22 protein-coding genes and 1 tRNA gene are annotated in these 25887 nt (G+C 72.0%); 12 read left to right on the top strand and 11 right to left on the bottom strand.

Translation table 11 applies throughout. The features are described from left to right. Positions 1 to 42: 42 nt before the first annotated feature. The 3 genes from HMPREF9719_RS05380 to serC form a co-directional block, all read right to left on the bottom strand. On the bottom strand, positions 43 to 975 hold the full coding sequence (locus HMPREF9719_RS05380) for a DUF6928 family protein (RefSeq protein WP_004600965.1): 933 nt from the start codon (positions 973 to 975) through the stop codon (positions 43 to 45). 51 nt (positions 976 to 1026) lie between these two features. Further along, entirely contained in the window at positions 1027 to 2025 is a 999-nt protein-coding gene (gene sepH, locus HMPREF9719_RS05375; protein WP_004600964.1) for a septation protein SepH, read from the bottom strand. Between the two features lie 94 nt (positions 2026 to 2119). Then, complete coding sequence (serC, locus tag HMPREF9719_RS05370; RefSeq protein WP_004600963.1) at positions 2120 to 3253, bottom strand: phosphoserine transaminase; 1134 nt, start codon at positions 3251 to 3253, stop codon at positions 2120 to 2122. Positions 3254 to 3536: 283 nt separating this feature from the next. On the opposite strand from serC, the gene HMPREF9719_RS05365 reads away from it, so the two are divergent. The 4 genes from HMPREF9719_RS05365 (at position 3537) to pdxS (ending at position 7593) form a co-directional block, all read left to right on the top strand. Beyond that, on the top strand, positions 3537 to 4829 hold the full coding sequence (locus HMPREF9719_RS05365; protein ID WP_004600962.1) for a citrate synthase: 1293 nt from the start codon (positions 3537 to 3539) through the stop codon (positions 4827 to 4829). Positions 4830 to 5067: 238 nt separating this feature from the next. Next, complete coding sequence (locus HMPREF9719_RS05360) at positions 5068 to 5433, top strand: FKBP-type peptidyl-prolyl cis-trans isomerase (RefSeq protein ID WP_004600961.1); 366 nt, start codon at positions 5068 to 5070, stop codon at positions 5431 to 5433. A 130-nt stretch (positions 5434 to 5563) separates the two neighbouring features. Further along, positions 5564 to 6460 carry a hypothetical protein gene (locus HMPREF9719_RS05355; protein WP_004600960.1) on the top strand — a complete coding sequence of 299 codons (897 nt, stop codon included), beginning with the start codon at positions 5564 to 5566 and terminating at the stop codon, positions 6458 to 6460. Between the two features lie 194 nt (positions 6461 to 6654). Further along, entirely contained in the window at positions 6655 to 7593 is a 939-nt protein-coding gene (pdxS, locus tag HMPREF9719_RS05350) for a pyridoxal 5'-phosphate synthase lyase subunit PdxS (protein ID WP_272942985.1), read from the top strand. Positions 7594 to 7624: 31 nt separating this feature from the next. Here pdxS and HMPREF9719_RS05345 read toward each other — a convergent pair whose 3' ends face one another. From HMPREF9719_RS05345 to HMPREF9719_RS05310, 8 genes are all read right to left on the bottom strand, one after another. Then, on the bottom strand, positions 7625 to 7960 hold the full coding sequence (locus HMPREF9719_RS05345; protein WP_004600958.1) for a hypothetical protein: 336 nt from the start codon (positions 7958 to 7960) through the stop codon (positions 7625 to 7627). A 115-nt stretch (positions 7961 to 8075) separates the two neighbouring features. After that, positions 8076 to 8402, bottom strand: a complete 327-nt coding sequence (locus tag HMPREF9719_RS05340; RefSeq protein ID WP_004600957.1) for a hypothetical protein — start codon at positions 8400 to 8402, stop codon at positions 8076 to 8078. Positions 8403 to 8521: 119 nt separating this feature from the next. Continuing rightward, on the bottom strand, positions 8522 to 8842 hold the full coding sequence (locus HMPREF9719_RS05335) for a TM2 domain-containing protein (RefSeq protein ID WP_004600956.1): 321 nt from the start codon (positions 8840 to 8842) through the stop codon (positions 8522 to 8524). A gap of 228 nt (positions 8843 to 9070) precedes the next feature. Then, positions 9071 to 9550 carry a Panacea domain-containing protein gene (locus HMPREF9719_RS05330; protein WP_004600955.1) on the bottom strand — a complete coding sequence of 160 codons (480 nt, stop codon included), beginning with the start codon at positions 9548 to 9550 and terminating at the stop codon, positions 9071 to 9073. Between the two features lie 198 nt (positions 9551 to 9748). Then, a tRNA-Arg gene (locus tag HMPREF9719_RS05325) sits at positions 9749 to 9824 on the bottom strand. A gap of 116 nt (positions 9825 to 9940) precedes the next feature. Further along, positions 9941 to 10210: a mycoredoxin gene (locus tag HMPREF9719_RS05320; protein WP_004600954.1), complete on the bottom strand. Its 270-nt coding sequence runs from the start codon at positions 10208 to 10210 to the stop codon at positions 9941 to 9943. A 16-nt stretch (positions 10211 to 10226) separates the two neighbouring features. Next, positions 10227 to 10742, bottom strand: coding sequence for a dihydrofolate reductase (locus HMPREF9719_RS05315; RefSeq protein ID WP_004600953.1), 516 nt, complete (start codon positions 10740 to 10742; stop codon positions 10227 to 10229). Next, positions 10743 to 11561 (bottom strand): thymidylate synthase, encoded by an 819-nt coding sequence (locus HMPREF9719_RS05310; RefSeq protein ID WP_004600952.1) that lies wholly within the window; start codon positions 11559 to 11561, stop codon positions 10743 to 10745. A 77-nt stretch (positions 11562 to 11638) separates the two neighbouring features. Between HMPREF9719_RS05310 and HMPREF9719_RS05305 the strand changes: the two genes are divergently transcribed. The 8 genes from HMPREF9719_RS05305 to HMPREF9719_RS05270 form a co-directional block, all read left to right on the top strand. After that, positions 11639 to 16762, top strand: coding sequence for an Lhr family helicase (locus tag HMPREF9719_RS05305; protein WP_004600951.1), 5124 nt, complete (start codon positions 11639 to 11641; stop codon positions 16760 to 16762). A gap of 13 nt (positions 16763 to 16775) precedes the next feature. Beyond that, positions 16776 to 17624 (top strand): DNA-formamidopyrimidine glycosylase family protein, encoded by an 849-nt coding sequence (locus tag HMPREF9719_RS05300; protein WP_004600950.1) that lies wholly within the window; start codon positions 16776 to 16778, stop codon positions 17622 to 17624. A gap of 284 nt (positions 17625 to 17908) precedes the next feature. Further along, the gene (locus HMPREF9719_RS05295; RefSeq protein ID WP_004600949.1) at positions 17909 to 19603 is read left to right on the top strand and encodes a TIGR03773 family transporter-associated surface protein; all 1695 of its coding nucleotides are present in this window, start codon (positions 17909 to 17911) and stop codon (positions 19601 to 19603) included. Positions 19604 to 19611: 8 nt separating this feature from the next. After that, positions 19612 to 21174 carry an anchored repeat ABC transporter, substrate-binding protein gene (locus HMPREF9719_RS05290; protein WP_004601841.1) on the top strand — a complete coding sequence of 521 codons (1563 nt, stop codon included), beginning with the start codon at positions 19612 to 19614 and terminating at the stop codon, positions 21172 to 21174. A gap of 154 nt (positions 21175 to 21328) precedes the next feature. Further along, on the top strand, positions 21329 to 22396 hold the full coding sequence (locus tag HMPREF9719_RS05285) for a choice-of-anchor M domain-containing protein (RefSeq protein WP_004600947.1): 1068 nt from the start codon (positions 21329 to 21331) through the stop codon (positions 22394 to 22396). Continuing rightward, the gene (locus HMPREF9719_RS05280; protein WP_004600946.1) at positions 22393 to 23151 is read left to right on the top strand and encodes an anchored repeat-type ABC transporter ATP-binding subunit; all 759 of its coding nucleotides are present in this window, start codon (positions 22393 to 22395) and stop codon (positions 23149 to 23151) included. The genes HMPREF9719_RS05285 and HMPREF9719_RS05280 overlap by 4 nt, the downstream gene beginning before the upstream one ends. Before the next feature lie 6 nt (positions 23152 to 23157). Continuing rightward, the gene (locus tag HMPREF9719_RS05275; RefSeq protein ID WP_004600945.1) at positions 23158 to 24087 is read left to right on the top strand and encodes an anchored repeat-type ABC transporter permease subunit; all 930 of its coding nucleotides are present in this window, start codon (positions 23158 to 23160) and stop codon (positions 24085 to 24087) included. Next, on the top strand, positions 24084 to 25887 hold a 1804-nt coding region (locus HMPREF9719_RS05270; RefSeq protein ID WP_004600944.1), incomplete at its 3' end, for a choice-of-anchor M domain-containing protein. The genes HMPREF9719_RS05275 and HMPREF9719_RS05270, both read left to right, overlap by 4 nt.

Genomic DNA, 25887 nt, shown 5'->3' with positions numbered 1-25887 from the left:
CAGACCCCGGCCCAGGCCGGGCGCCGCCGGGGGAGCGGGGCCCTAGCGGTCGGTGTGGCGCAGCCGGTCGCGCAGGCGAGCCGCGAGCGTCTTCGTGCGCCGCCACGCGCCGCGGCCCACGCGCCGGGCGGCGGCGCCTGCGGCCTCCGCGAGGCGGGCGAACTCGTCGCCGGTATCGGGCTGGCCCTCGCCGGCGCGAATGACGCGGCTGTTGCCCTCCTCGTAGTCGTCGTAGTCGGCGTTGTGCCCGCCGATCCCCAGCGCCGAGTTCGCCGAGGCGGCCATCTCTTCGAACGTCGCGCCGCGGCCGAGCGGCCGCTCGTCGAGCCGGGGCGCGCGGCGCCCGTCGACGGCGAAGGCCGCGATGTCGAGGTCCACCCCCTCGCTCGAGGTGTCCGCTCCCAGCCAGGAGCTCTCCGCGGCGTCGACTAAGTCGGTGGGCCGAAACGGCAGCGAGATGCCGCCCTCGTCGTCGCCGTGCTCCCCGGCCCAGAACGGCCCCTCGAAGGGCTCGGGCACGCCGGTGTCCTCGTAGACCGCGGTGCGCGTCGCGGCGAACGCCCGCTCGAGGCGCCCGTCGGCCCAGTGGGCGAACGCCCCGTAGCCGGCCTCGGGCTCGCGGGCGAACGCGAAGATCCGGTCGGCGGGCCGGGACTCGAGCAGCCGCTTATCGACCCCGGAGATCTCCTTGAGCCCGTGGAGGACCGTCTGCACGACGGTGATGTCGGGGTAGCCGGCGATGTAGAACTCCCCGGCCGCGGCCGCCGTCGAGCGGTTCAGGGGGAACACCCCGATCGGGGTGACCGGCCAGGCCGGGTTGAGCTGGGCCAGGTACTTGCGCGCGAAGCCGCGGTCGGCCCGCGGGCCGGCGCGCAGCACCGAGCCGGGGTCCGGCGTGGAGACGAACCACAGGGTCACCGGGGCGCTCAAGGAGGGGCCGTCGGTGTCGTCGGCGTTGCTGCGGAAGAGGGTCACGGCGCTATCGGCTTCGTCTCGGCTTCGCCCGGTCGCACTCGGCTCCGGGCCCTACTTCTTGGGTCGCTTCGTGTTGGCCCGCACCCCGAGGAGCACGTCCTCCCAGTGCGGGGTGGTGGCCTTCCGGCGTCGCCGGCGCGGCTGGTTGCGCTCGTCGGGGTGCTGCAGGAAGCCGGAGTCCTCGCCCTCGGCCTCCCGCGGCGACTCGTCGGAGTCGCCGGCGTCCTCGGCGGCGTCGTCGGGCACCGGCTCGAGGTCGTCGCGCGTGTCCTCGAGGTCCTGCTCGCCGCGCCGGCCCCGCCCGATCGGGGTGAGGCTGCGCACCGGCTGCTGGAAGTCGGGGTCGACGATGTCTGCGGCGACGGAGTTGCGCGGCTCGGCGGTCGCGTCGCTGGAGAGGTGGTCGCGCAGCCACCACTCGCCGGTCGTGCGGCTCACCCCGGAGCGCCACGTCACGGCGAGCACCCACGAGCCGCCCGGCTCGCGGAACGCGTCCCAGGAGCTTTCCGAGAGGTCGAGGCCGCGGGCCGCGAAGGCCTGGGCGAGGACCTCCCAGAGGGTGTGGCGGGTGGGGCCCTCCTCGCGCACGGGGTGGGCCTTCTTCCCGAGCTCCGCGACGCGGGCCCGCTCGAGGAGCACCGGGTGGGCGAACCCCTCGAGCCGCTGGGTGCTCACCCCCATCTCCTCGGCGAGCTCCTCGACGGTCGCGCCGCCGCGCACCCGCTCCTGGATCTCGCGGGGGCGCAGGCTCAGCGGCGCCGCGGCGCGGGGCTGGCGCGCCGAGGAGAGCCCCGTGGTGGGGTTGGGGCGCGCCGGCTCGGGGGCGGGCTCCGGCTCCGGGCGCTCCTCGCGCTCGTCCTGGTTCTCGCCCTCGGCTTCGGGGGCCTTCGCCTCGGGGCGGCCGGCGACGAGCGGCGCGAGCAGGGAGAGCGCCTCGTCGGTGAGCTCGAGGAAGAACTGCTCGTCGTCGGCGCCCTCCTCGCTCTCGGCGGCGCTCAACACCAGCGAGGTTCGGGTCGACTCGTCGGCCACCAGCTTAAGCTCGCGCATCAGCCCTCCTCATCGCCCGGGTTCTCCGCTCGGGTCGCGCGTCCGGTTTCGTCTCACACGGTATCCCACGCCACTCTAGCGGCGCGGCGTGTCGCTAGCGGTCGGCCACGCCGGCCTCGACGATCGCGTCGATGCTCGCGGTGAGCTTCTCCACGTCGGCGGCGTCGACGTTGGGGAAGAGGCCGACGCGCAGCTGGTTGCGGCCGAGCTTGCGGTAGGGCTCGCAGTCGAGCACCCCGTTGGCCCGAAGCGTCTTTGCGATCGCGGCGGCGTCGAGGGACTCGTCGACGTCGATGGTGCCCACCACGCGGGAGCGGTGGCGCTCCTCGGCGACGAAGGGGGTGAAGCGCTCGCGCTTACCGGCCCACGAGTAGAGCGCCTCGGCGTTGGCGGCGGTGCGCCGGGCCATCGCCTTAAGCCCGCCCTCGCCAAGCATCCAGTCGATCTGCTCGGCGAGCATGACGAGCGTGGCGACCGCGGGGGTGTTGTAGGTCTGGTTCTTCCGGGAGTTCTTAATCGCCGTGGTGAGGCTCAAGAACGCGGGCACGAAGCGCTCCGCCTCGAGCCGCTCGGCGCGCTCGAGGGCGGCGGGGCTGAGAGCCGCGAGCCACAGGCCCCCGTCGGAGCCGAAGCACTTCTGCGGGGAGAAGTAATAGGCATCGGTCTGGGAGACGTCGACGGGCAGCCCGCCGGCGCCGGAGGTCGCGTCGACGAGGACGAGCGGGTCCGCGCCGCCGCCGGCGGTGGCGGGGCGGGTCGGTTCGAGCGCCGCGCCGGTCGAGGTCTCGTTGTGGGGATAGGCCACGGCGTCGGTGCCGGGCTCGTGGCCGATCTCCGGGGCGGAGCCCGGCTCGGCGCGGATAATCGCCGGATCCTCGAGCCAGGGGGCCTTCGTCGTCACGGTGGCGAACTTCTCGGAGAACTCCCCGAACGCGAGGTGCGTGGCGCGCCGCTCGATAAGCGAGAAGGACGCCGTGTCCCAGAACGCGGTCGCCCCGCCGAGGGAGAGGACGATCTCGTAGCCCTCGGGCAGGGAGAATAGCTCGGAAAGGCCCTCGCGCACCCGCCCGACGAGGCCCTTGACCCCGTCCTTGCGGTGGGAGGTGCCGATAACGTCGCGGCCGGCGCGCTCGATCGCGGCGAGCTGCGCCGGGCGGACCTTGGACGGGCCGGCGCCGAAGCGGACGTCGGCGGGCAGGAGGTCGGCGGGCAGGGTGAACGAAGTCATGACCCAAGCCTAGCGCGCTGCGCGCCCCGCGAGGCCGCGTGGTCGAGGCGTAGATCACTGGGCGGGCAAAAGATGTTTCCGCGTTTCGCGGCGGCCCGAAATCCCGTTAGTATGAACCCTCGGCGTCAGTGTTGTAGCGGTCACAGTTTGCTATGCTGTGCTCAACGCCGCCCCGGGCGACGACGCGACCGCCGCGAGGGCCCGAGCCCGGCCCCTGCCGCGCGGGCGACGCCGCGGGCGATCACCCGTCTTAATGGACAACACAGTGGAAGAAAGGCGAATCATGTCGACTGGGAATTCCGAGAAGGCCGTCCTTCACTACCCGGGCGGGGAATACGCGCTGCCCGTCAAGGAGGCCACCGAGGGCAACTCCGGGCTCGAGCTCGGCAAGCTGCTCCAGGAGACCGGCTACGTCACCTTCGACCCCGGCTACGTGAGCACCGGATCCACCGAGTCGCAGATCACCTACATCGACGGCGAGAACGGCATCCTGCGCTACCGCGGCTACGACATCGCCGACCTCGCGACGGGCGCGACGTTCAACGAGGTCGCCTACCTCCTCATCTACGGGGAGCTGCCCACTACCGAGCAGCTCGAGGACTTCAACTCGCGGATCAACCACCACACCCTCCTCGACGAGGACTTCAAGGCGCAGTTCAACGTCTTCCCCCGCAACGCGCACCCCATGTCGGTGCTCGCCTCCTCGGTGAACATCCTCTCGAGCTACTACCAGGACCAGCTCGACCCGCTCGACGAGGCGCAGCTCGACAAGGCGACGGTGCGGCTGCTCGCGAAGGTACCCATGCTCGCGGCCTACGCGCACCGGGCCGCGAAGGGCGCGCCGTATATGTACCCGGACAACTCGCTGAGCACGACCGAGAACTTCCTGCGGATGATGTTCGGCTACCCGACCGAGCCCTACGACCTCGATCCGGTGCTCTCCCGGGCGCTCGAGCGGCTCTTCATCCTCCACGCCGACCACGAGCAGAACTGCTCGACGTCGACGGTGCGCATGATCGGCTCCGCGCAGGCGAACATGTTCGTCTCCATCGCGGGCGGCATCAACGCGCTCTCCGGCCCGCTGCACGGCGGCGCGAACCAGGCCGTCCTCGAGATGCTCGAGGAGATCCACGCCGACGGCGGGGACGCCACCAACTTCATGAACCGCGTGAAGAACAAGGAAAAGGGCGTCCGGCTCATGGGCTTCGGCCACCGGGTCTACAAGAACTACGACCCGCGCGCCGCGATCGTCAAGGTCACCGCCCACGAGGTCCTCGAGCACCTCGGCGGCGACCACCTCCTCGACTTGGCGCTCAACCTCGAGGAGATCGCGCTCAACGACGACTACTTCATCGAGCGCCGCCTCTACCCGAACGTCGACTTCTACACCGGCCTCATCTACCGGGCGATGGGCTTCCCGACGGACTTCTTCACCGTCCTCTTCGCGATCGGCCGGCTGCCCGGTTGGATCGCGCACTACCGCGAGCAGCTCGCGGAGAACACGAAGATCAACCGGCCCCGGCAGATCTACACCGGCGCCAAGCAGCGCGAGTTCATCGACATTTCCAAGCGCTAACAGGCCGCTTTCGGCCCCGCCTGGGCGCGCGTCGACGTGCGTTCCATGGCGGGCGAGGGGTAGTGTCAGCACTGCTTCAACATCGCGGCGCGGCGGGGAGCATCGGGCGCTCCCCGCCGAACTGCTGTGCGCCGCCGCCGCTCGTCGCCATCCCCCGCGGCCCCGCGGGGAGTGATCCCCGTGTCGCGGCGCGGGCGGCCCCGTCCGAGGACTTGCAGTCGAGAGAACAGGAGCACCGATGCCCCTCGAGAAGCCGAGCGTGGAGATCCCCGACCAACCTGCCCCCACCGGGCTCGTCGTCGACGACCTGGAGATCGGCGACGGCGCGGAGGCGAAGCCCGAGAGCACCCTCGAGGTGCACTACGTGGGCGTCGACTACGAGACCGGCGCGGAGTTCGACTCCTCCTGGGACCGCAAGCAGTCCATCGAGTTCTCCCTCGACCGGCTCATCGCCGGGTGGCAGGAGGGCATCCCGGGGATGCGCGAGGGCGGCCGCCGGCGCATCATCTGCCCCCCGGAGAAGGCCTACGGCCCCGTGGGCGGCGGCCACCCGCTCGCCGGGCGCACGCTCGTCTTCATCATCGACCTGCTCGCCGTGAAGTAGCGGCGACGCCGGGCTTTCAGGCGCCCCGACCCCCAGCCGTGGGGTCGGGGCGCCTTTTCATGCCCGCCCCGCCACCGCCGGCGCCGCCCCGGTCGAGACCCCAGGCCAGGCGCGGCTACTATCTTCCCCCATGGCACGAAGAAGGCGCAGGCGCAGCACGGTTCGGGTCGCCACCGGGCGGGGCGCGCCGGTCGCGCTCGTCGTCGCGCCCGCCGCGGCGGCGGTGATCGGGGCGCTCGCGCTCGGCGCTGCGGCGGCGAACCTCGACGACGGGGAGCCGGAGGCGGCCGCGGGCAACGCGGCGACCCGCCAGCTCGACGAGGACGCGCCCACCAACCGCCTCGAGCGGCCGTCGTGGAGCCTCGCCGACGAAAACGACGCCATCGAGTCGTTCATTAGTACCCCGACGGGTTCCCAGGTCACCTACCTCGACCTGCGCACCGGGGAGCACACGGGCAGCGCCACGGAGTACTTGCCGCGCCCCGCGCTGAGCATCGGGAAGCTCTACCTCGCGGACTACGTGCTCGCCAACGGCACCGTCGCGGAGAAGTACGACGCCCTGGAGATGATCGTCGCCTCCGACGACGCCATCGCCACCGAGCTCTACGACAAGTACCCGGAGTCGATCTCCCAGACGGCGCGGAAGTACGGGCTGGTGAGCACCGTGGCGGGGGAGACGTGGGGCGAGTCGGTGACCTCGAGCTTCGACGTCGTGCGCTTCGTCGCCGAGCTGCTGGCCGACGACCCGACGCATCCCATCCTCTTGGCGATGGCCGCCGCCGACGAGGAGGCCGCCGACGGCTACATCCAGGACTTCGGCACCGCCCGCATCAAGGGCGCGGTGGGCTCGAAGTGGGGCTGGTCCAACGACCGCGGGCTGCACTCCTCGGTGACGTTCGGGGAGGGATTCGTCGCCGCGGCGGCGGTCGCCGGCTCCGCGGACGACCTGGACGAGCTCGTCGACGAGCAGCTCGGCTCGCTCAAGGGCGTCGAGGTCGACCTGTCCGACGACGACAGCGACAGCTAACCGTTTCCGCTCCCGCCGCCGGCGGCGCCGCAGCTTCGGCTCTTTTCCCCGGGGAGGCGCCCGCCGCGCCACGCGTTCAATGCGAGATGAATCACGGTCGCGCGGCGGATCGGAGGGAGTAGACAGGTTAGTATGGGCCGGGCAGGAATCGCGCCCGGGGCGACCTATTAGTCCCGGCGCCGCGGCGCCCGCCCCTGTGCCGGGGACGGCCCCGGGCGCGGCAACGCGTAGGACAAGTTCGTCATAAGGAGAATCGACAGATGGCCAGCAACCAGGAAAGGACCCTCGCGGAGCGGCTGCGCGGCGGCGTGATCATGGACGTCGTCACCCCCGAGCAGGCCGAGATCGCCCAGGAGGCCGGCGCGAGCGCGGTCATGGCGCTCGAGCGGGTTCCCGCGGACATCCGCGCCGAGGGCGGGGTGTCGCGCATGTCGGACCCCGACATGATCGAGGGCATCATCAAGGCCGTCGACATCCCCGTCATGGCCAAGGCCCGCATCGGCCACTTCGTCGAGGCGCAGGTCCTCGAGAGCCTGGGCGTCGACTTCATCGACGAGTCCGAGGTCTTAAGCCCCGCGGACTACGCCCACCACATCGACAAGACCCTGTTTAAGGTGCCGTTCGTGTGCGGCGCGACGAACCTGGGTGAGGCGCTGCGCCGCACCGCGGAGGGCGCCCAGATGATCCGCTCGAAGGGCGAGGCCGGCACGGGCGACGTCTCCAACGCGGTGACCCACATGCGCGCCATCCGCGACGGCATCCGCCGGCTGCAGTCGCTGCCCACCGACGAGCTCTACGCGGCGGCGAAGGACCTCCAGGCGCCGTTCGAGCTCGTGCGCCGCGTCGCGGCCGACGGCCGCCTGCCGGTCGTGCTCTTCACCGCGGGCGGGGTCGCGACCCCGGCGGACGCGGCGATGATGATGCAGCTCGGCTCCGAGGGCGTGTTCGTCGGCTCCGGCATCTTCAAGTCGGGCAACCCTGCGCAGCGCGCCCGCGCGATCGTCACCGCCACGGAGCACTACGACGACCCGGCGGTCATCGCGGACGTCTCCCGCGGGCTGGGCGAGGCGATGGTCGGCCTCAACGTCGACGAGATCCCCGAGCCGCACCGCCTCGAGAAGCGCGGCTGGTAAGAGAACCGTCCCTCCGGGCGGCGCGGCCGGCCTACTCGGCGGGCCGGTCCTCGGCGCGGTGCTCGCCGCCGCGCTCGGGGCGCGCGCCCGGGGTGCTGGCCTGGGAGGTGGGATCCAGGGTGCGTTCCTCGCCGTCGTCCTCGCCGGCCTGGGCCTTCTCGGCGGCCTTCTCGCGCTTGATGAGGGTGCCGAAGTACGCGGCGATCGCAACGCCGACGATGCCGGTGATGAGCGCGGCGATGATGACCGTGAGGTTCGTCGTGGCCATGAAGAACCACGCGATGATCGCGGCGAGGCTCACCACCGCCGCGAGGATGCTCACGACGAAGACGAAGTAGAGCAGAGAGCGGGTGGACGGGCTTTTCATCGGGAAACGCGCTCCTCGGGTGTTTCGGTTCGATGGATGGAATGATTCTTCATCTGGCGCGGCCGCCGGGCCGGGTGGCTGGGCGGGCCTGCTTCAAGCGGAGATTCTAGCCCGGTTAGGGCTCGTTCTCCGGGACGGGGCTCTCGGTGACGGTGGTCTCCCCGGTGGGGATGCCGCCCTCGCCGGTCTCGTCGTCGCCGGGTGTCTGCTCCGGCAGCTCGTTGGGCTCGTTCGGGTCGCCCACCGGCGGCTGGTTGGGGTCGTTCTCGATCTGGTAGGAGCCGGGGTCGACCGGGCTGCCGCCGTGACGCCCCGGGTTGAAGAACGCGACCACGACGACGGCGACGACGGCGATGGCGAAGAGCCAGAACCACGCGGACTGGTAGAACGGCCGCTGCTGCCCGCCGCCGGGCTCGCCGTTGGTGGTGTCCTCGCTAGCCATGCGGGCTCCTTTCCTTCACTACCGTTATCGACAACTCCGCGCGCTTTAGCGCCTCGCCCCGCCAGCCTAGCGGCGCTCCGGGAGGCTCGCCGGCGCTCGGCGGCCCGGGGACCGTCTGCCTAGGGCTGCAGCCCGTAGCGGGTGAAAACATCGGCGCGGATGGCGGAGTTCTTCTGGCGCAGCCGGCGCGGCAGGAAGAACCCGTCGATGAGGTACCAGATGCCCAGCCCGCCGAGCGTGATGGTCATGAAGAACCCGTAGAGCTTGTCACCGAGGAAGTAGCGGTGGGCGCCCAGGAACCCGAAGCCGACGGCCCACAGCAGCCAGGCGACGAGCTGGCTCTTCTTCTCCTCTTCGTAGGCTGCCTGCGCGGGCAGGAAGCGGGCGGGCTCGATGCCGCCGCCGGGGACGGGGTTTCCTCCGGGGATGGCGTGGGTCATGGGGCGCTCCTTATACGTCTTCGGTCGGCGCGCGGCGGCCGGCCGCGCGGACAACGGATGAGATAAGCGTTATCCATGCTAGCCCTCGCCGTGGACGCGCCCAGGGGAGAAAGACTCAGCTAACGATTGCGGGTTGCGGCGGGCGAGCGCGCGGCAACGACGCGGCGCCGAAGCTCAGGCCGGCGGCTCTTTCCCCCTTCGCGCCGGCTCATCGGTCGAGGGAGCCGCTCAGTTCTCGGCCAGCTCGAGTTTCGGCGGGTACGTCGAATCCGCGGCGACCTCCGAGGGGTCGAGGAACTCCCGGCCCTCCTGGAACGCCGCGAACCACGCCGAGCCCCTCTCGCGCGTGATCCGGGCGAGGTCCACGGGCCCTCTCCCCTTCGTCGCCTGCCACACGCGGTCGAGGACGCCGCCGAGGGCGGGGTCGAAAGATTCGTCGATGACGCGGGCCTCGCCGCTGGCGTCCGCGGCGTAGCGGGCGATGTCCCTCGCGGCGAACGGGCGAAACTTGTCGTAGACGGAGCGCACGACCGGGCCGTACGCCCACGTCTGAAACGGCTCGGCGAGCAGGCGGTTGCCGGTGCGCTTCTCGTACTCGCTGGCGGCGAAGTAGAGGATCTTCTGCAGCGCCATCGGGGTGACGTAAACGCCGTCGCGGAAGGATCGCTCGAGGACGTTGTTGGCGATCATCGTCGCGGGGTAGGGCACGGGGTCGCCTCCTAAAAGGCTCGCCGACCTGGCCGGGCGGATAGGCGCAGGATACCCGCCCGGGCGGATCCCCGCCGGGGGATCGATCCCGCTCGGCGCGGGAATCTGACCGACGCGGCGACAGGGCGGCGACCGATCTGCTTGCTGGCTCCGGACACGAGAAACGGCCGCCGGCTTAACGCCGACGGCCGTGGGTGGTGGTGCTCCAGAGAGGATTCGAACCTCCGACACCCGCTTTAGGAGAGCGGTGCTCTATCCACTGAGCTACTGGAGCCGGCCCGGGGATTGCACCTTGTGCTTGGTGCCGCGCGGGTCCGGGAAGAGTGTAGCGCACCCCGCCCGGGACCCGGCTGCGGCCCCGCGCTTAGCCGGGCCGATGGCGGCCCACCCCTAGGCCGAGAGCTCCGCGTATTTCTTGGCGACGTCCTCGGCGGGCGGGTTGGTCTGCGAGGTGCCGTCCGAGTAGCGCACGGTGGGCACGACGCGGTTGCCGTCGTTGACGGACTTCACCCACTCGGTGGCCTCCTCGGCGTTGTCGTCCTTCTCCACGTCGATCTCGCGGTAGGGGACGTCCTTCTCCGCGAGGCCGTCGCGCAGCGCCGCGCAGAAGGGGCACCAGCTGGTGGCGTAGACGGTGACGTGCTCGGTGCTCTCTGCCATTCGTCGATCATCTCCTCTAATAGTCGCGGCGATAGCTAATAAACCGGAACCGCAGTGGCTCCTCGCCCTCACCATAGTGAAGCTCGCCCTCCTCGGAGGCCCGCCAGCCGCTGTCCGAGGCGATCCGGAAGCCCGTCGGGATCGCGGGTGCGCGCACCGCGCTGCCGCCGAGCGAGGGCGCGACGCGCGCGTCGACGAGGGTGATCTCCAGCCGCTCGAGCTGGTCGATCGTGCGCGCGTACACCCCCGCGCCGCCGATGACCCACCCGTCGAGGGGCTCCGGTAGGGAGGTGGCGACCTCCGCGCCGGCGGACCAGTCGCCGGGCTCCTTTGAGGAGAGGATGATATTGCGCCGCCCCGGCAGGGGGCGGACCCTCTCGGGGAAGGATTCCCAGGTGTGCCGGCCCATGACCACCGGGTGGCCGTGGGTGGTCTCCTTGAAGTGGCGCAGGTCCTCGGGCAGGTGCCAGGGCATGGTCTCGCCGTCGCCGATGACCCCGTCGAGGGACTGCGCCCAGATCGCGCCCGCCATCTAGACCGCCACCGGGGCCGTGATCGTCGGGTGCGGGTCGTAGCCCTCGAAGGACACGTCGTCGAAGCCGTAGCTAAACATCGAGTCCGCCTTCCTTAAGTTGAGCGTCGGGTAGGGCCGCGGCTTTCTGGAGAGCTGGGTGGCTACCTGCTCGCGGTGGTTGTCGTAGACGTGGCAGTCGCCCCCGGTCCACACGAGGTCGCCGACCTTTAGGCCAGCCTGCTGGGCGAACATGTGGGTAAGCAGCGCGTAGGACGCGAGGTTGAACGGCACGCCGAGGAACATGTCCGCCGAGCGCTGGTAGACCTGCAGGCTCAGCTTCCCGTCGGCGACGTAGAGCTGGAAGAGCAGGTGGCACGGCGGCAGCGCCATGCTGGGGAGCTCCGAGACGTTCCACGCGGAGACCACCGCCCGCCTGCTCGACGGGTTGGACTTGATCTGCTCGAGGACCTCGGCGATCTGGTCGACCCGCTCGCCAGACGGGGTGGGCCAGCTGCGCCACTGCACCCCGTAGATCGGCCCGAGGTCGCCCTCGTCGTCGGCCCACTCGTCCCAGATCGTCACGCCGTTGTCCCGCAGCCACGAGACGTTCGAGCCGCCGCGTAGGAACCACAGGAGCTCGCCGACGACGGAGCGCACGTGGACCTTCTTCGTCGTGAGCAGCGGGAAGCCGTCTGCGAGCGGGTAGCGCAGCTGCGCGCCGAAGATGCTCGTCGTGCCTGTGCCGGTGCGGTCGTCCTTGTGCGTGCCGGTCTCCATGACGCGGCGTAACAGGTCCTCATATGGGGTGGGGATCTCCCCGCTCGCGGTCGTCGCCATGGCAGCAATGCTAGGCCGCGCGCAATCTGGACTCGACCGCCGCCGGGCGGTTTCGCGAGGTGTGTTTGAATCGGCCCATGGCAGGAGAGGTGCTCGGGCGGTTCTCCGGGGCGGTGCGCGACTGGTTCACCGGCGTGTTCGAGGCCCCCACCGCCGCGCAGGAGGAGGCCTGGGAGTCGATCAGCTCGGGCCGGCACAGCCTCGTCGTCGCGCCCACCGGCTCGGGCAAGACGCTCGCGGCGTTCCTCTGGGCGATCGACCGGCTCGCGTCCGCGCCGGGGCAGCTCTCCCTCGGTGGGAAGGCGAGCGGGCCCGCGGGTTCCGGCGGGGTGAAGGTGCTCTACATCTCCCCGCTCAAGGCGCTCGGCGTGGACGTCGAGCGCAACCTGCGCGCCCCCCTTACCGGCATCGCCCGCGCCGCGGAGCGCCGCGGCGAGTCGCTGCCGCCGATCACCGTCGGCGTGCGCTCGGGCGACACGCCCGCCGCCGAGCGCGCCCGCCAGCAGCGCCGCCCGCCCGACATCCTCATCACCACGCCTGAGTCCGCCTACCTCATGCTCACCTCCAAGGCGGCGGGCAGCTTAAGCGGCGTGGAGACCGTCGTCGTCGACGAGATCCACTCGGTGGCGGGCACGAAGCGCGGCGCGCACCTGGCCTTGAGCCTCGAGCGGCTGGCGCTGCTCGCCGGGGAGTTCCAGCGCATCGGGCTCTCGGCGACGGTCCGCCCGGTCGAGGAGGTCGCCCGTTTCCTTGGCGGGGACCGCCCCGTCGAGATCATCGACCCGCCCGCGAACAAGTCCTGGGACTTAAGCGTCACCGTGCCGGTGCCGGACATGGCCGACCTGCCCGTCCCGGAGGACGCCTCGACGATCGGGGACGCCGTCCTCGACGACGAGGAGGGGCTTGCCAGGCCGCTCGGCGGGGAGGACGACGGCGAGGACTCGACAGTGCCCACTGGCGGCGCGCTCGGCGTCGACGAGTCCCTCGACCCCGGCCCGGTGGGCCTCGACCTCGGCGGGGAGGGGACGCAGGAGCCCGTCGGCGCCGACGACTCCCTCGACCCGGGGCCGGTGGGTGTCGACGACGCGCCCGACCCAGGTCCCGTGAGCTTCGACGACCCGCCGGAGGACGAGGACGACGTCGCGCCCGGCGACCAGCCGGGCCCCGCCGGGCCGGAGGACGGGGCGGGAGAGTCCGGCCCGGTGGCGGAGGACTCGGCGCTGCCGACGCAGAAGTCGATCTGGCCGTTTATCGAGAAGGACCTTTACGAGGCGATCATGGCCTCGCGCTCGACGCTGGTGTTCGTCAACTCGCGGCGCTCCGCGGAGCGGCTCACCAGCCGCATCAACGAGCTCTACGCGAAGGAGCACGACCCGGAGGCGCTTTCTGCTGCCGCGCGGCGCGACCCCGCGCAGCTCATGAAGCAGACCGACACCGCGGGCCACGCCCGCGCCGTCATCGCGCGCGCCCACCACGGCTCGGTGTCGAAGGAGGAGCGCGCCGAGATCGAGGAGCAGCTCAAGTCCGGGGAGCTGCGCAGCGTGGTGGCGACCTCCTCGCTGGAGCTCGGCATCGACATGGGCCTCATCGAGCAGGTCGTGCAGGTCGAGGCGCCGCCGTCGGTGGCCTCCGGGCTGCAGCGCGTGGGCCGCGCCGGCCACGGCGTCGGCGAGGTCTCCCGCGGCCGCTTCTACCCGAAGCACCGCGCCGACGTCTTAAGCTCCGCGCTCGTCGTCGAGCGGATGCGCGTGGGTGCGATCGAGGAGACCCGCACCCCGCTCAACCCGCTCGACGTGCTCGCCCAGCAGACCGTCGCCGAGGTCGCCGCCCGGCCGATTTCCACCGACGACTGGTTCGACGCGGTGCGCCGCGCGGCGCCCTACCGGGAGCTGCCCCGCGAGGCCTTCGACTCGGTCATCGACCTGCTGCGCGGCATCTACCCCTCGACGGACTTCTCCGAGCTCAAACCCCGCATCGTCGTCGACGCCGAGACCGGGGAGATGACCCCGCGGCCGGGCGCGCAGCGCGTCGCCGTGACCAGCGGGGGCACCATCCCCGACCGCGGGATGTTCGGGGTGTTCCTCCTCGGCACCGAGGCCGACGGGAAGGCGCCGCGCCGGGTGGGGGAGCTCGACGAGGAGATGGTCTACGAGTCCCGCGTCGGCGACGTCATCACGCTTGGCGCGTCGAGCTGGCGGGTCGCGGACATCACCAAGGACCAGGTGCTCGTCAGCCCCGCGCCCGGCCACACCGGCCGGCTGCCGTTCTGGAACGGCGACCAGGCCGGCCGCCCCGCGGAGTTGGGTGCGGCGCTCGGGGAGTTCCGCCGCCGGCTCGCCGCAGACCCCGAGGCCGGTAGGGAGAGCCTGCTCGGGCTGGGGCTGGACGAGTGGGCGGCCGACAACGCGCTCGCCTTTCTTAACGAGCAGCGGGAGGCCACCGGCCAGGTGCCCGACGAGCGCACCCTGCTGCTCGAGCGCTTCACCGACGAGCTCGGCGACTGGCGCGTCGTCGTGCACAGCCCGTACGGCCGCGGCGTCAACGCCGCGTGGGCGCTCGCCGTGGGCGACCGCATCTCCGAGCAGACCGGCATGGACGCCCAGCCCGTCGCCGGCGACGACGGGATCGTGCTGCGCCTGCCCGCAGGCGAGGAGGAGCCCACGGCCGCGCTGCTCGCCATCGACCCCGAGGAGGTCGAGGACATCGTCGCCGAGAAGGTCGGCGACTCCGCGCTCTTCGCCTCCCGGTTCCGGGAGTGCGCCGCCCGCGCGCTGCTCCTGCCCAGGCGCAACCCCGGGGCGCGCGCGCCGCTGTGGCAGCAGCGCCAGCGCGCCGCCCAGCTCCTCGACGTGGCGCGCTCTTACCCGTCGTTTCCCATCATCCTCGAGACGGTGCGCGAGTGCCTCCGCGACGTCTACGACATTCCGGCCTTAAAGAGGGTGCTCTCCGGCATCGAGCAGCGCACCGTGCGCGTCGCGGAGGTCACCACCGAGCAGCCCAGCCCGTTCGCCTCGACGCTGCTGTTCAACTACACCGGCGCGTTCATGTACGAGGGTGACAGCCCGCTCGCCGAGAAGCGCGCCGCGGCCTTGAGCCTCGACCCCGCGCTGCTGGGCAAGCTGCTCGGCACGGTGGAGCTCTCCGAGCTGCTTCGCCCCGAGATCGTCGAGGAGGTCCACGAGGAGCTCCAGCGCCTAAGCCCCAACCGCCGCGCCCGCGGCCCCGAGGAGCTCGTCGACGCGCTGCGCTCGCTTGGCCCCGTGCCTCTGGCCGGCCTCGCGGCGCGCTGCTCCTTCCCCGAGCCCGCGGCCGCGACGCTTGCCGCCGCGCCGGGCCGCGTCATGGAGGTGCGCATCGCGGGCGAGCCGCACCTCGCGGTCGCGAGCGACGCGGCCCTTTTGCGCGACGGCCTCGGGGTGCCCGTCCCGCCCGGCGTCGGCGCGAGCCCTAAGGAGGTGCCCGACGCCCTCGAGCAGCTCATCGGCCGGTGGGCGCGCTCCCGGGGCCCGTTCACCGCGCGCGCCGCTGCCGACGCCTTCGGGCTGCCGGTCTCCGCGGCGCACGCCGCGATCGGCGCGCTTACCGACCGCCGCCGGCTCACCCGCGGGCGGTTCACCCGCGGCACGAAGGAGGACGAGTACTGCGACCGGGAGGTGCTCTCCAGGATTAGGCGCCGCAGCCTCGCCGCCGCCCGCGCCGAGACCCGGCCCGTCTCCCAGTCGGGGTTTGCCCGCTTCCTGCTCGGCTGGCAGCAGGTCGCCCCCGTCGGCGATGGGCCTGCGCTGAGCGGCCCCGACGGGGTGCTCCAGGCCGTGGAGCAGCTCGCCGGGGTGCGGCTGCCGGCCTCCGCGTGGGAGACCCTCGTGCTGCCGCAGCGCGTCGCCGGCTACCGGCCCGGCGACCTGGACGAGCTCACGCTCGCCGGGGAGGTGATCGTCGTCGGCGCCGGGCAGGCGGGCGCCAACGACCCGTGGCTCGAGCTCGTGCCCGCCGACGTCGCCGAGCAGCTCGTCGCGCCCCGCGACGAGGAGCCCTCCTTGAGCGATCTCGAGGAGGCGGTGCTCGGGGTGCTCGCCGGCGGCGGGGGCTTCCGCTTCGCCGACATCGCCGCCGAGGTCAAGGGCGCCGATCTGCCCGGGCTCGCCTCCGGCGAGGCCGGCACCGAGCGCCTCGCCGGGGCGATGTGGAGCCTCGTCGAGGCCGGCCTGATCAGCCCGGATAGCCTCGCTCCCGTGCGCGCCCGGCTCTCCGGGCGCTCCGCCGGCGGGGCGGCCGCCCACCGGCAGAAGACCAAGCCCCGGCGCTCGCGGCTGCGGCTCGGCCGCACGAGCTTCGCGCAGGCCCACCGCGCCGGGCGGGAGGACACCCCGCCCGACATGCGCGGCCGCTGGTCGCTCAGCCCCCGGCCCACCGACGAGCCCACCACCCGCTCGGTGGCGCTCGGCGAGGCGTGGCTCGACCGCTACGGCGTCGTCACCCGCGGCTCCGTCGCCGCGGAGGGCACCACCGGCGGCTTCCAGCTCGCCTACAAGGTTCTTTCCACCTTCGAGGAGAACGGCCGCGCGATGCGCGGCCACCTCGTCGAGGGGCTCGGCGCGGCGCAGTTCTCCACGCCCGCGGTCATCGACCGGCTGCGCGGCCACGACGACGCCGCCGAGCTCGGCGGCTGGCCCTCGGGCGCCCGCGAGCCGAAGATCCACGTGCTCGCCGCCGCCGACCCAGCCAACCCCTACGGCGCGGCGCTGCCCTGGTCCGAGCAGGGCCCCACCCGCGCCGCCGGCGGGCTCGTCGTCCTCGCCGACGGGCTGCTCGTCGCGCACCTCACCCGCGGCGGGCGCAGGCTCAGCCTCTTTCCCGACGCGCTGCCCGAGGACGCGACCGCGGGCGCCGGCCGGGAGGAGGCCGCCCTCGTCCTCGCCGCGGGCGCGCTGCAGGACGCCGTCGCCGCCGGCACGGTGCGGCCCTTCACCGTCGAGACCATCAACGGCCAGCCGGCCTTGGGCTTCGTCGAGCCCGCGAGGCTGCGCGCCGCGGGCCTCGGGGTGAGCCCGAAGGGCATCGCCGTCGCCGCGCCCGGCGGGGCGCCGGCCCACCCCGCCGCGGGAAACCGCCGCGCGCCGGGGCCCGGGCGCGGCGGGCCGCGCCGCGGCCGCAGCCTGAGTGAGGCGCTCGACGAGAGCTCCCGCCGCGGCCGCCGGTGAGAAAATAGGCCCCATGCCCGAGGGAGACTCCGTCTTTCAGCTCTCGCGCCGCCTGCAGTTCATGACCGGGCGGCGGGTGCGGCGCTGCCAGCTGCGCGTGCCCCGCTACGCCACCGCTGAGCTCTCCAACACGATCGTGAGGGCGGTGTGGCCCTACGGCAAGAACCTCTTCATGCAGCTCGACGGGACGCTGCTGCACACCCACCTGCGCATGGAGGGCACCTGGTCCATCCACCGCGAGGGCGCCCGGTGGCGCCGCCCCGGCTATGCCGCGCGGGTCGTGCTCTCCCTCGAGGGGGAGGGGAGCAGCTACCCGCCGATCGAGGTCGTCGGCTTCGACCTCGGCCACGTCGGGCTCATGGCGGCGCGCGACTACCGCGCCTGGGCGCGCTCGATGGGGCCGGACGTACTCGCGCCCTCGTGGACCCGCGGCGGGCGCGAGGAGGCCATCAGGAGAATCCGGCTGCGCCCCGAGCGCTCGATCGGGGCGGTGCTGCTCGACCAGAAGAACCTCGCCGGGGTGGGCAACGAGTACCGCGCCGAGATCTGCTTCCTGCGCGGGATTCACCCCGCCCGCCCGGTCAGCGAGGTCGACGTCGCCGCGGCGGTGGATACCGCGCGCCGGCTCATGTGGGCCAACCGGCTCGCCCCGGTGCGTGTCACCACCGGGGTGAAGCGCGCCGGGGAGACGACCTACGTCTTCGGCCGTAACCACCGGCCCTGCCGCCGCTGCGGCACCCGGATCCGCGCGGGCACGCTCGGCGGGGTGGATGCTGGCGGCGACGAGGGCGAGCTCGAGCGGGTGATCTGGTGGTGCCCGACCTGCCAGCCCGAGCCGGGCGGACACCTCACGGCCAGCTAAGCCCCAGCCGACGGCGCCCCTTAGGGGCGGCCACCCCCGGACGGGGGCTGGGTGGGGAGTGTGAGTTTATGCACGTCAGAGTCGTACTCGTCGCCATTTATGACAATGGTTTCGCTTCCCGCTAGTGTTCCTGGCTAGGTAGCCGCTGGGAGCAGCCTGGCTTCTTCCCAGACAGCCGCCGCCGCGCGCCGGCTAGGACGCTTCCCGGGAGCGGGGATCCTCCCCGCCGGCGCGCGCTGATAACCAACTATCGCTACGTAACCCAAGGGAAAGGACCAGGCATCATGAGCGAACTGACCCGGACCCGCGAGGCCGGCGCGACGCGCCGGCTCCTCGCGCTGGTCATCGCGGGGTTCCTCGCCCTCACCGCCGGGGTGAGCGGCGCGGCCACGGCCCACGCCCAGGAGGGTGGCTTCGAGCACACCTTCGATCAGGGCCACACGGACATCTTCAACACCGTCTCCGACGGTGAGAACCTTGACCTCAAGCTCAAGGAGGACATCACCGACTCTCACGTCCTGCACGACCCTGAGGAGGTCCTCCTCAAGGTGAAGCAGGAGGCGTGGAACAAGGAGCAGGGGCTCATCGACCTCATCGGTGAGCCGGGCTACTTCCTGCCCCAGACCCAGAACTCGAACCTCCTGTGGCCGGGCTGGGACACGCAGGACTCCCGGAACGGTGGCTTCGACAGCATCAACTTCCACTTCGAGTCCGTCGAGGGGCCGGGGAAGGTCTTCATCCTCCAGCTGGGTACCTTTGGCGGCTTCGAGCCCCGCCTGGCCGGCGGCGACAAGGAGCTGAAGACTGGCTCCATCCTCTCCGTGCCCCAGCCCACCCACGAGCACACCAACTGGGTGTTCACGGAGCCGGGCCACTACGTCTTCAAGGTTCGCGCCGAGGGCGAGAACGGCAACGGCGAGCTGAAGAGCTCCAAGATTCACACCTACACCTGGGAGGTTGGCGACGTCGATGGGGATGCGCCGATCCCGGGGGTGCCGCAGGAGTACCACCTCGAGGGCGAGGATAACCACGGCGGCGAGGGTAACCACGACGGTGAGAGCCACCACGGCGGCAACACCACCACGAATTCCGGCGACGGAAACACCAGCGGCTCCGCGGGCCAGGGGGGCAACGCCGACCAGAACCAGAACGCCAACCAGCCCGCCCCGGCGCCCGCTCCCAGCGGGCCCGGCACGAACGAGGGCGCCAAGGGCGGCGACGAGCCGGTCTGCGTTCCCGGCGAGCCGGCCCTGATCCCGAAGATCAAGGACGACCGCGAGCAGCCCGCCACCTGGCGGAACTTCAACGAGCTCACCTTCGGTCTCGGCGACTCCGCGCATAGGGAGCTGCCGAAGGACGTTGGTCCCTTCAAGGCTGGTAGCGACGCCTGGATGATTGCCTCCTTGCAGCAGCCCGATGTTCCGTGGGTTGGTGCGAACACCCAGAACGAGTCGGTTCTCAGCAACACGACCGGCAACGTCACCTGGGAGCTCACCGGCTTCAACGGCCCGGGCGCGATGTACGTCTACACCCAGGGCGTGTTTAACAACGTTGTCGGTGAGGAGTGGTTCAGCGCCACCCCGGGTAACCCGAGTGGTAGCCACGTCATCCCGGCGAACACCCATGTTCACCCGAACTGGGCTTTTGAGAAGCCCGGGCGCTACGAGGTGACGATCAAGCAGAGCACCGAGACCAACGACGGTAAGACGATCTCCGGCGAGGACACCGTCGTCTTCGAGGTCGGCGGCCAGGGTAACGCCAACAGCGGCCACTTCGACATCGGCGCCGAGTACACCGACGGCGCGGAGAACTGCGCCGGCGGACAGGGCGCCAACGGCGGCCAGGCCGGCAAGGGCGGCCTCGCGAACACCGGTGTGTCCTCGTACGCGCTGCCGATCTCGATCCTGGCGTTCGGCGTCGTCGTCGCTGGCGCGGGCATGGTGTTCCACTCCCGCGTCAAGCAGGCCACGAGGAGCTAGGTTTCCGCTTGGCTTCGGGAAGGAGATTCATCGGGGTGCTGGCCGTCGCCGCGGCCGGCGTGGTCGCGGCGGGCTGCAGCGCGGAGGCGCTGCCCTCCCGGGACGATTCGGTCACGGACGTCGTGGCGAGCACCCCGGTGGTCGCCGATCTGGCTCGTAACGTGGCCGGCGAGCGCGCCCGGGTCACCCAGCTGGTGCCCGACGGCGCGGACCCGCACGCCTACGAGCTGAGCCTGCGCGACGTGCGCAACGTCGCGAACGCCGACCTTGCGCTCACCAATGGGCTTCTGCTCGAGCAGCAGAGCCTGCTGCGCGCGGTGGACTCCGGCGTGCGCGACGGGGTGCCCGTCGTGGCGCTCGCCCAGCAGGCGGAGGGCTACGGCGGCTACCTCATCCCGCTCGTCGAGGACGTCGGGCTGGACACGGTGTGGCTGGGCCTGCGGGTCCACGGCGCGCCGGCGGAGGTGGGCGAGTTCTCCCAGGTGCGGCTCGAGTTCACGAGCGTCGAGGGGCCGGGGGAGATGGCCGCGTACCTCACCGGCACGTTCGGCACCCCGCAGCGCTACCTCGACTCGAGCGAGGGCGTGGACCCGGAGAAGCACCGGGTGACGCTCCCGCCGGACGCGCACACCCACATGAGCTGGGCGTTCACCGAGCCGGGCGTGTACCGGCTCGGTGTGCGCGCCACGGTGCTCGACGAGTCGGGAGAGCCGGCGGGCTCCGTGGGGGAGAAGACGGTCACCTTCGCGGTGGGCACGAACCCCTACGAGGCGGGTATCGACTCGCCCTCGGTGCTCGACGGCGGGCACTACGACCTCACCGTCAACCTCGACGACGAGGTCATGGAGCTGCGCGGCGACTCGCTCGACGAGGGCGATTCGGGGGTCGACGTGGGCTTCCCGCTGGAGGACACGGTCGTCTCGGTGCCGAACTCGGCGCTGCAGGAGATCCCGCCGGACCCGGCCTTCCGGTTTATTGGCCGGCCGGGCGACGAGGTCTACCTGCTCGCGCAGGCGGTGCTGGGGCGCCACGTCCACGGCGAGATCGACCCGCACCTGTGGCACGACGTCGCCAACGCCAAGGCGTACGTCGAGGCGATCCGCGACAACCTCATCGGGGTGGACCCCGACGGGGCGCAGGAGTACGGCGCCAACGCGGAGGCGTACCTAGCAAAGCTCGACGAGGTCGACGCGGAGTTCCAGGAGACGATCGAGCAGATCCCCGAGGGCAAAAGGCAGCTCGTCACCACCCACGACGGCTACCGGTACCTGTCGTCGGGCTACGGGGTCGACATCGCCGGCTTCGTGGCGCCGAACCCCTCGGTGGAGCCCTCGGCGCGGGACATGATCGCGCTGACCAGGGCGCTGCAGAACCTCGAGGTGCCCGCCGTGTTCCTCGAGCCGACGCTCGCGACCCGCGCGAACACCTTAAAGGAGCTCGCGGGGCGGCTGGACGTCGACGTGTGCCGGATCTACGGCGACACCTTCGACGAGGAGGTGCCCACCTACCTGGACATGGTGCGCTACAACGCCCGCTCGCTGGCCGACTGCCTGGGCGGCGCCGGGCCCTAACACCCCAAGGGCCCACCATCCGGCCCCGCTAACGAAGGCGGGGCCGCGGCCCGGCGGCCGGCCCTCGACCCTCGCCTCACGAGGGGGCGGGGTCCGGCCGCCGGGCATCACATAGAGACTTCGACACAACTGAAGGAAGCGAACGAGAACAGCCATGGCCCCATCGCTTTGGAACTCAGTGCCGCGCCGCGCCCTCGGGGCGGCGGCCGGCTCCCTGCTCGCCGCCGGGCTCGTCGCGGGGCTCGGCGCCCCGGGCGTCGCCGCGGACACCGTCACCCACCTCGCGCAGTCGGGCGCGGGCGACGACCCGGCGCTGCGCCAGTCGATCGACGCGAACGAGGAGGTCGCCCCGCTGGGCACGGAGGCGGTCCTCGACGCCGGGCACGTGGACATGGGCCCGTTCGTCGTGGACGGCGAGTTCGACCTGCTCGCCCGCGACGACAGCGACCACCCGCCGGTGTGGCGCCACCTCGACGACCTCGTCTACGAGCTGGGGCCCTCGGCGCAGCAGGACGTGCCGGCCGACGACCCGGCCTACGAGTTCATCGGCGCTGAGCCGGGCAAGCCGGTCTACGTCGTGCCGCAGACGCAGCTGCCGGACGTGCCGTGGCTGGGCTGGAACACGCAGGCGCCGTCGATCGTCGACCAGGTGGCGCGCGGCGTGAACTTCGAGTTCGTCGGCCACCAGGGTCCAGGTAGGTTCTCGCTGTTCCTCCAGGCCGGCGGCTTCGCCGAGCCGGACGTCATCTGGAACGACGCGGAGGAGACCCCGCAGGGCATGTTCGTGGAGCTCAACACGCACACCCACGCGAACTGGGTGTTCACCGAGCCGGGCGTGCACCTGGTGGGGGTGCGCATCACCGCGCAGACCCGCGACGGGGAGGAGCTCGAGGCGTTCCGCACGCTGCGCTTCGCCGTCGACGCGCCCGTGCAGGAGGCGCGCGACGCCCAGTGGGAGGGCGACGTGCCCGAGGCGCCCGCCGAGGGCGAGGCCTCCGGCGAGCAGGGCGAGAAGAGCGACGAGGGCTCGAGCGAGCAGCCCGCCGACGAGGCCGCCGAGGCGAGCGAGTCGGGGCTCGGCGCCGGCACGATCGCGGTGATCGTCGCGGCGGTCGTCGTCATCGGCGCGGTCGTCGCCGCCGCGGTGGTTCTTAGCCGCCAGGCGAAGAAGACCCGCGAGCAGGCCCGCGCGCTCGTCGACGAGGAAAGCGGCGAGCAGTGAGCGGCGGCGCGGCCACCCCGCTCGAGGTCAGGGGCTTAAGCTGCACGCTCTCGGGGCGGAAGGTCCTCGACGACGTCAACCTCTCCGTCGACGCCGGCGAGCTCGTCGGGCTCATCGGGCCGAACGGCGCGGGCAAGACCACGCTCCTGCGCGGGATCTTGGGCCTCATCCCCATCGACGAGGGCGAGGTGAGGGTCTCGGGCGTGAGCGGGCGCGCGGCGCGCCGCCGCATCGGGTACGTGCCGCAGCGCCACGACTTCGCGTGGGACTTTCCCATCAGCGCCCGTGAGGCGGTGCTCACCGGCCGGGCCCACACCATGGGCCTTCGGCTGCGCGCCTCGCTGGAGGACCACCGGGCGGTGGAGGAGGCGCTGCGCCGCGTGCGGCTGGACAAGCTCGCCGACCGCCCGATCGGGGAGTTCTCCGGCGGGCAGCGCCAGCGCATCCTCGTCGCCCGCGCGCTCGCCGCCAGGCCGGACGTTTTGCTCCTCGACGAGCCGTTCACGGGCGTGGACATGCCCTCGCTTGAGCTGCTGCTCGACCTGTGCGGAGAGCTCACCGCGCAGGGCACGGCGATCGTCATGTCGACCCACGACCTCGGCGAGGCGGTGGAGTTCTCCGACCGGCTCATCATGCTCAACCGCACCGTCGCCGCGACGGGGCGGCCGAAGGACCTCAAAGACAAGGAGCTGTGGATGCGCACGTTTCGCGTCTCGGAGCGCTCCCCGCTGCTCAAGACGGTGGGGGTGGCCTAAGACACCATGCTGTCCGTCGCAGACTTCCTCAACGACCTCACCAACCCGGAGCTCGCCTTCCTGCCGAAGGCGCTCATCATCTCCGTGCTCAGCGCCGCGGTGTGCGGCGTCGTGGGCACCCACGTCGTGCTGCGCGGCATGGCGTTCATCGGCGACGCCGTCGCCCACGCCGTGTTCCCCGGGCTCGCCGTCGCGTTCGCGCTGCAGGTCTCGATCCTTTTAGGCGGCGCGGTCGCCGGCATCACCGTCGCGGTGCTCATCGCGCTGTTCTCGCAGCGGCGCCGCGTCAAGGAGGACACCGTCATCGGCATCTTCTTCGCCGCGGCGTTCGCGATCGGCCTGGTGATCATCTCCCGGGTGGACGGGTACACCGCCTCGCTCACGGACTTCCTCTTCGGCTCGATCACCGGCGTGCCCGACTCCGACATCGTCCTCGTGCTCGTCGCGGGCACCGCGGTCATCGCGCTGCTGCTCTTCTTCAACCGGCAGCTCGTCACCGTCGCCCTCGACCGGGAGACCGCCCGCGCGCTCAACCTTCCCGTCCTCGCGCTGGACGTGTTCCTCTACGTCGCGGTCACCGTCGCTGTGGTGATCTCCGTGCGCACGGTGGGCAATATCCTCGTGCTCGCGCTGCTCATCACCCCCGCGGCGACCGCGCGGCTGCTCACCGACCGGCTCGGGCGGATGATGGCCTACTCGGCGCTCATCGGCGCGGCCGGCTCCGTGGTGGGCGTGTACTTCTCCTGGGCGATCGATCTGCCCACCGGCGCGGCGATCGTCTTGAGCGTCACCGCGATGTTCCTTATCTGCTGGTTCTTCGCGCCCCGCCAGGGGCTCATCGGCCGGCGCCTCTTCAACCGCGACCAGGACCTCGCCGCCCCCGACGCGGGTCCCGCCGAGCCGGTCGCCGAGCGGAAAGGAGTAACCGCACCATGATCCCCACCTCTCCGACGAGGCGCGCAGCCGCCGCGGGCGGCGCCGCGCTGCTGGCGGCCGGGCTCGCCGCGGCGGGCGCGGCCGGCGCCGCCACCCCGTCGACGGAGCACGTCCCGGGCGAGCTCGGCTACGGCGTCGACGTCGCCGCCGACGCCGTCGATACCAACACCGGCGAGACCCACCCGTGCGCCGGGCGGAAGCTCGCCTACCGCTCCCACGTCGATGCGATCTACGCCACCCACATGGGCGGCGAGCTCACCACCGCCGTCGTCGACGGGCAGGCGGTCGTGCCCGCCGACGAGGTGTGCGTGCGCCTCGCGCCCGACGCCGATGAGAACGGCGTCGAGGTCTCCCGCATGGTCGTGCCGCCGGACACCCCGGCGCTGAGCTTCCTCGGCGAGCCGGGCGAGATCCTGTGGAACGCCCCGCAGACGACCGCCACGTTTGGCGAGCACCGCTGGCGGCCCGTGTGGGCCGGCGTGGGCGCCTTCGACCCGTCCCACGAGCTCGGCGACGGGGAGGACCTGCCCGCCACGGTGGAGCTCGAGATCACCGAACTCGACGGCCCCGGCGAGGTGCACACCTACTTCTACAACCGGGGCTCGGACACGCTCGATCACATCTTCAGCGCCCCGGACGACCCGAAGTTCACCCACAATGTGGGCGGCCACAGCCACATGAACTGGACGTTCACCGAGCCGGGCGTCTACCGCCTCACCGTCGAGGCGAAGATGACAATGCCCGACGGCACGGTTGAGGCCTCGGAGCCGACGGTGCACACCTGGCTCGTCGGCAGCGACGAGCAGGTCGGCCTCGAGCCGGGCACCACCGAGGGCCTCAACGACATCGAGGTCCCCGCCGAGAAGGTGCGCGACGAGCTCGTCGGCCCGCCCGAGGGCGAGGGCGGCGACAACCCGCCCGCCGGCGGAGAGACCGAGGGCGGCAAGCCCGGCGAAGGCCAGCCGGGCGAGGACAAGCCCGGGGCGGGGGAGGGCCAGCGCCCCGGCGAGGGCACCCCACCGCCGAAGGAATCCGCCCCCACCCTCCCCGTGGAGCGCTGCCGGCTGGCGGTGAGCTGGGCGGAGGCCGTCCCCTCCCGCATCGTCGACAAGGGCCACGTCGACCTCGGGGTGCGCGGCGGGAAGGGCGGCGTCGAGGGCGTCGCGACCGTCGACGGGAAGGCCGCCTCCACGGACTACAAGCCCGAGGACGTCGCCTTCGCCGTCAACGACTCCGCGGTCACCCGCGTGCCCGAGAAGACCGCTAGGCAGCTCGGCGTCGACCTGCCGCGCCCCGTGTGGCAGGTGCCGCTCTCCCAGCTGGAGAACCCCGACGTGCCGTGGGTGGGCTTCTCCACCACGGGGCTTGCCCCCGAGGACGTCGAGGGCGACGTGCGGCTCAGCCTCGCCGACGTCGAGGGCCCCGGCCGCATCATCACCATGCAGTCCGGCATCACCAGCGTCGAGCGGCTCCTCGACAGCGAGCAGCCCGACCGGGAGATCCGGCTCGCGCCGCGCAACCACGAGCACCACGCGATGTGGTTCACCAAGCCCGGCGTCTACCGGGCGACGTTCCTCTACCGCCTCACCCCCGCCGGCGGGGACCTCACCGAGGTTCCCGTGACGACGACGTTCCTCGTCGGCAACGACACGATCGACCTCGCCCGGCCCATCGTCGACGGCAAGGCCCCGCTCGGCTCGTGCGCGGGCGGCCCGGGCACGAAGCCCGGCGGGCAGCAGGGCAACGGAGGCGGGCCCGGGCCCCAGGGCGGCGACGGCACGCCGGGCACCCGGCCCGGCG

Origin of the sequence: Corynebacterium otitidis ATCC 51513, from assembly GCF_000296405.1 — a bacterium.
GTDB classification, from domain to species: domain Bacteria; phylum Actinomycetota; class Actinomycetes; order Mycobacteriales; family Mycobacteriaceae; genus Corynebacterium; species Corynebacterium otitidis.
This window is presented reverse-complemented; position numbering and strand designations above follow the sequence as displayed.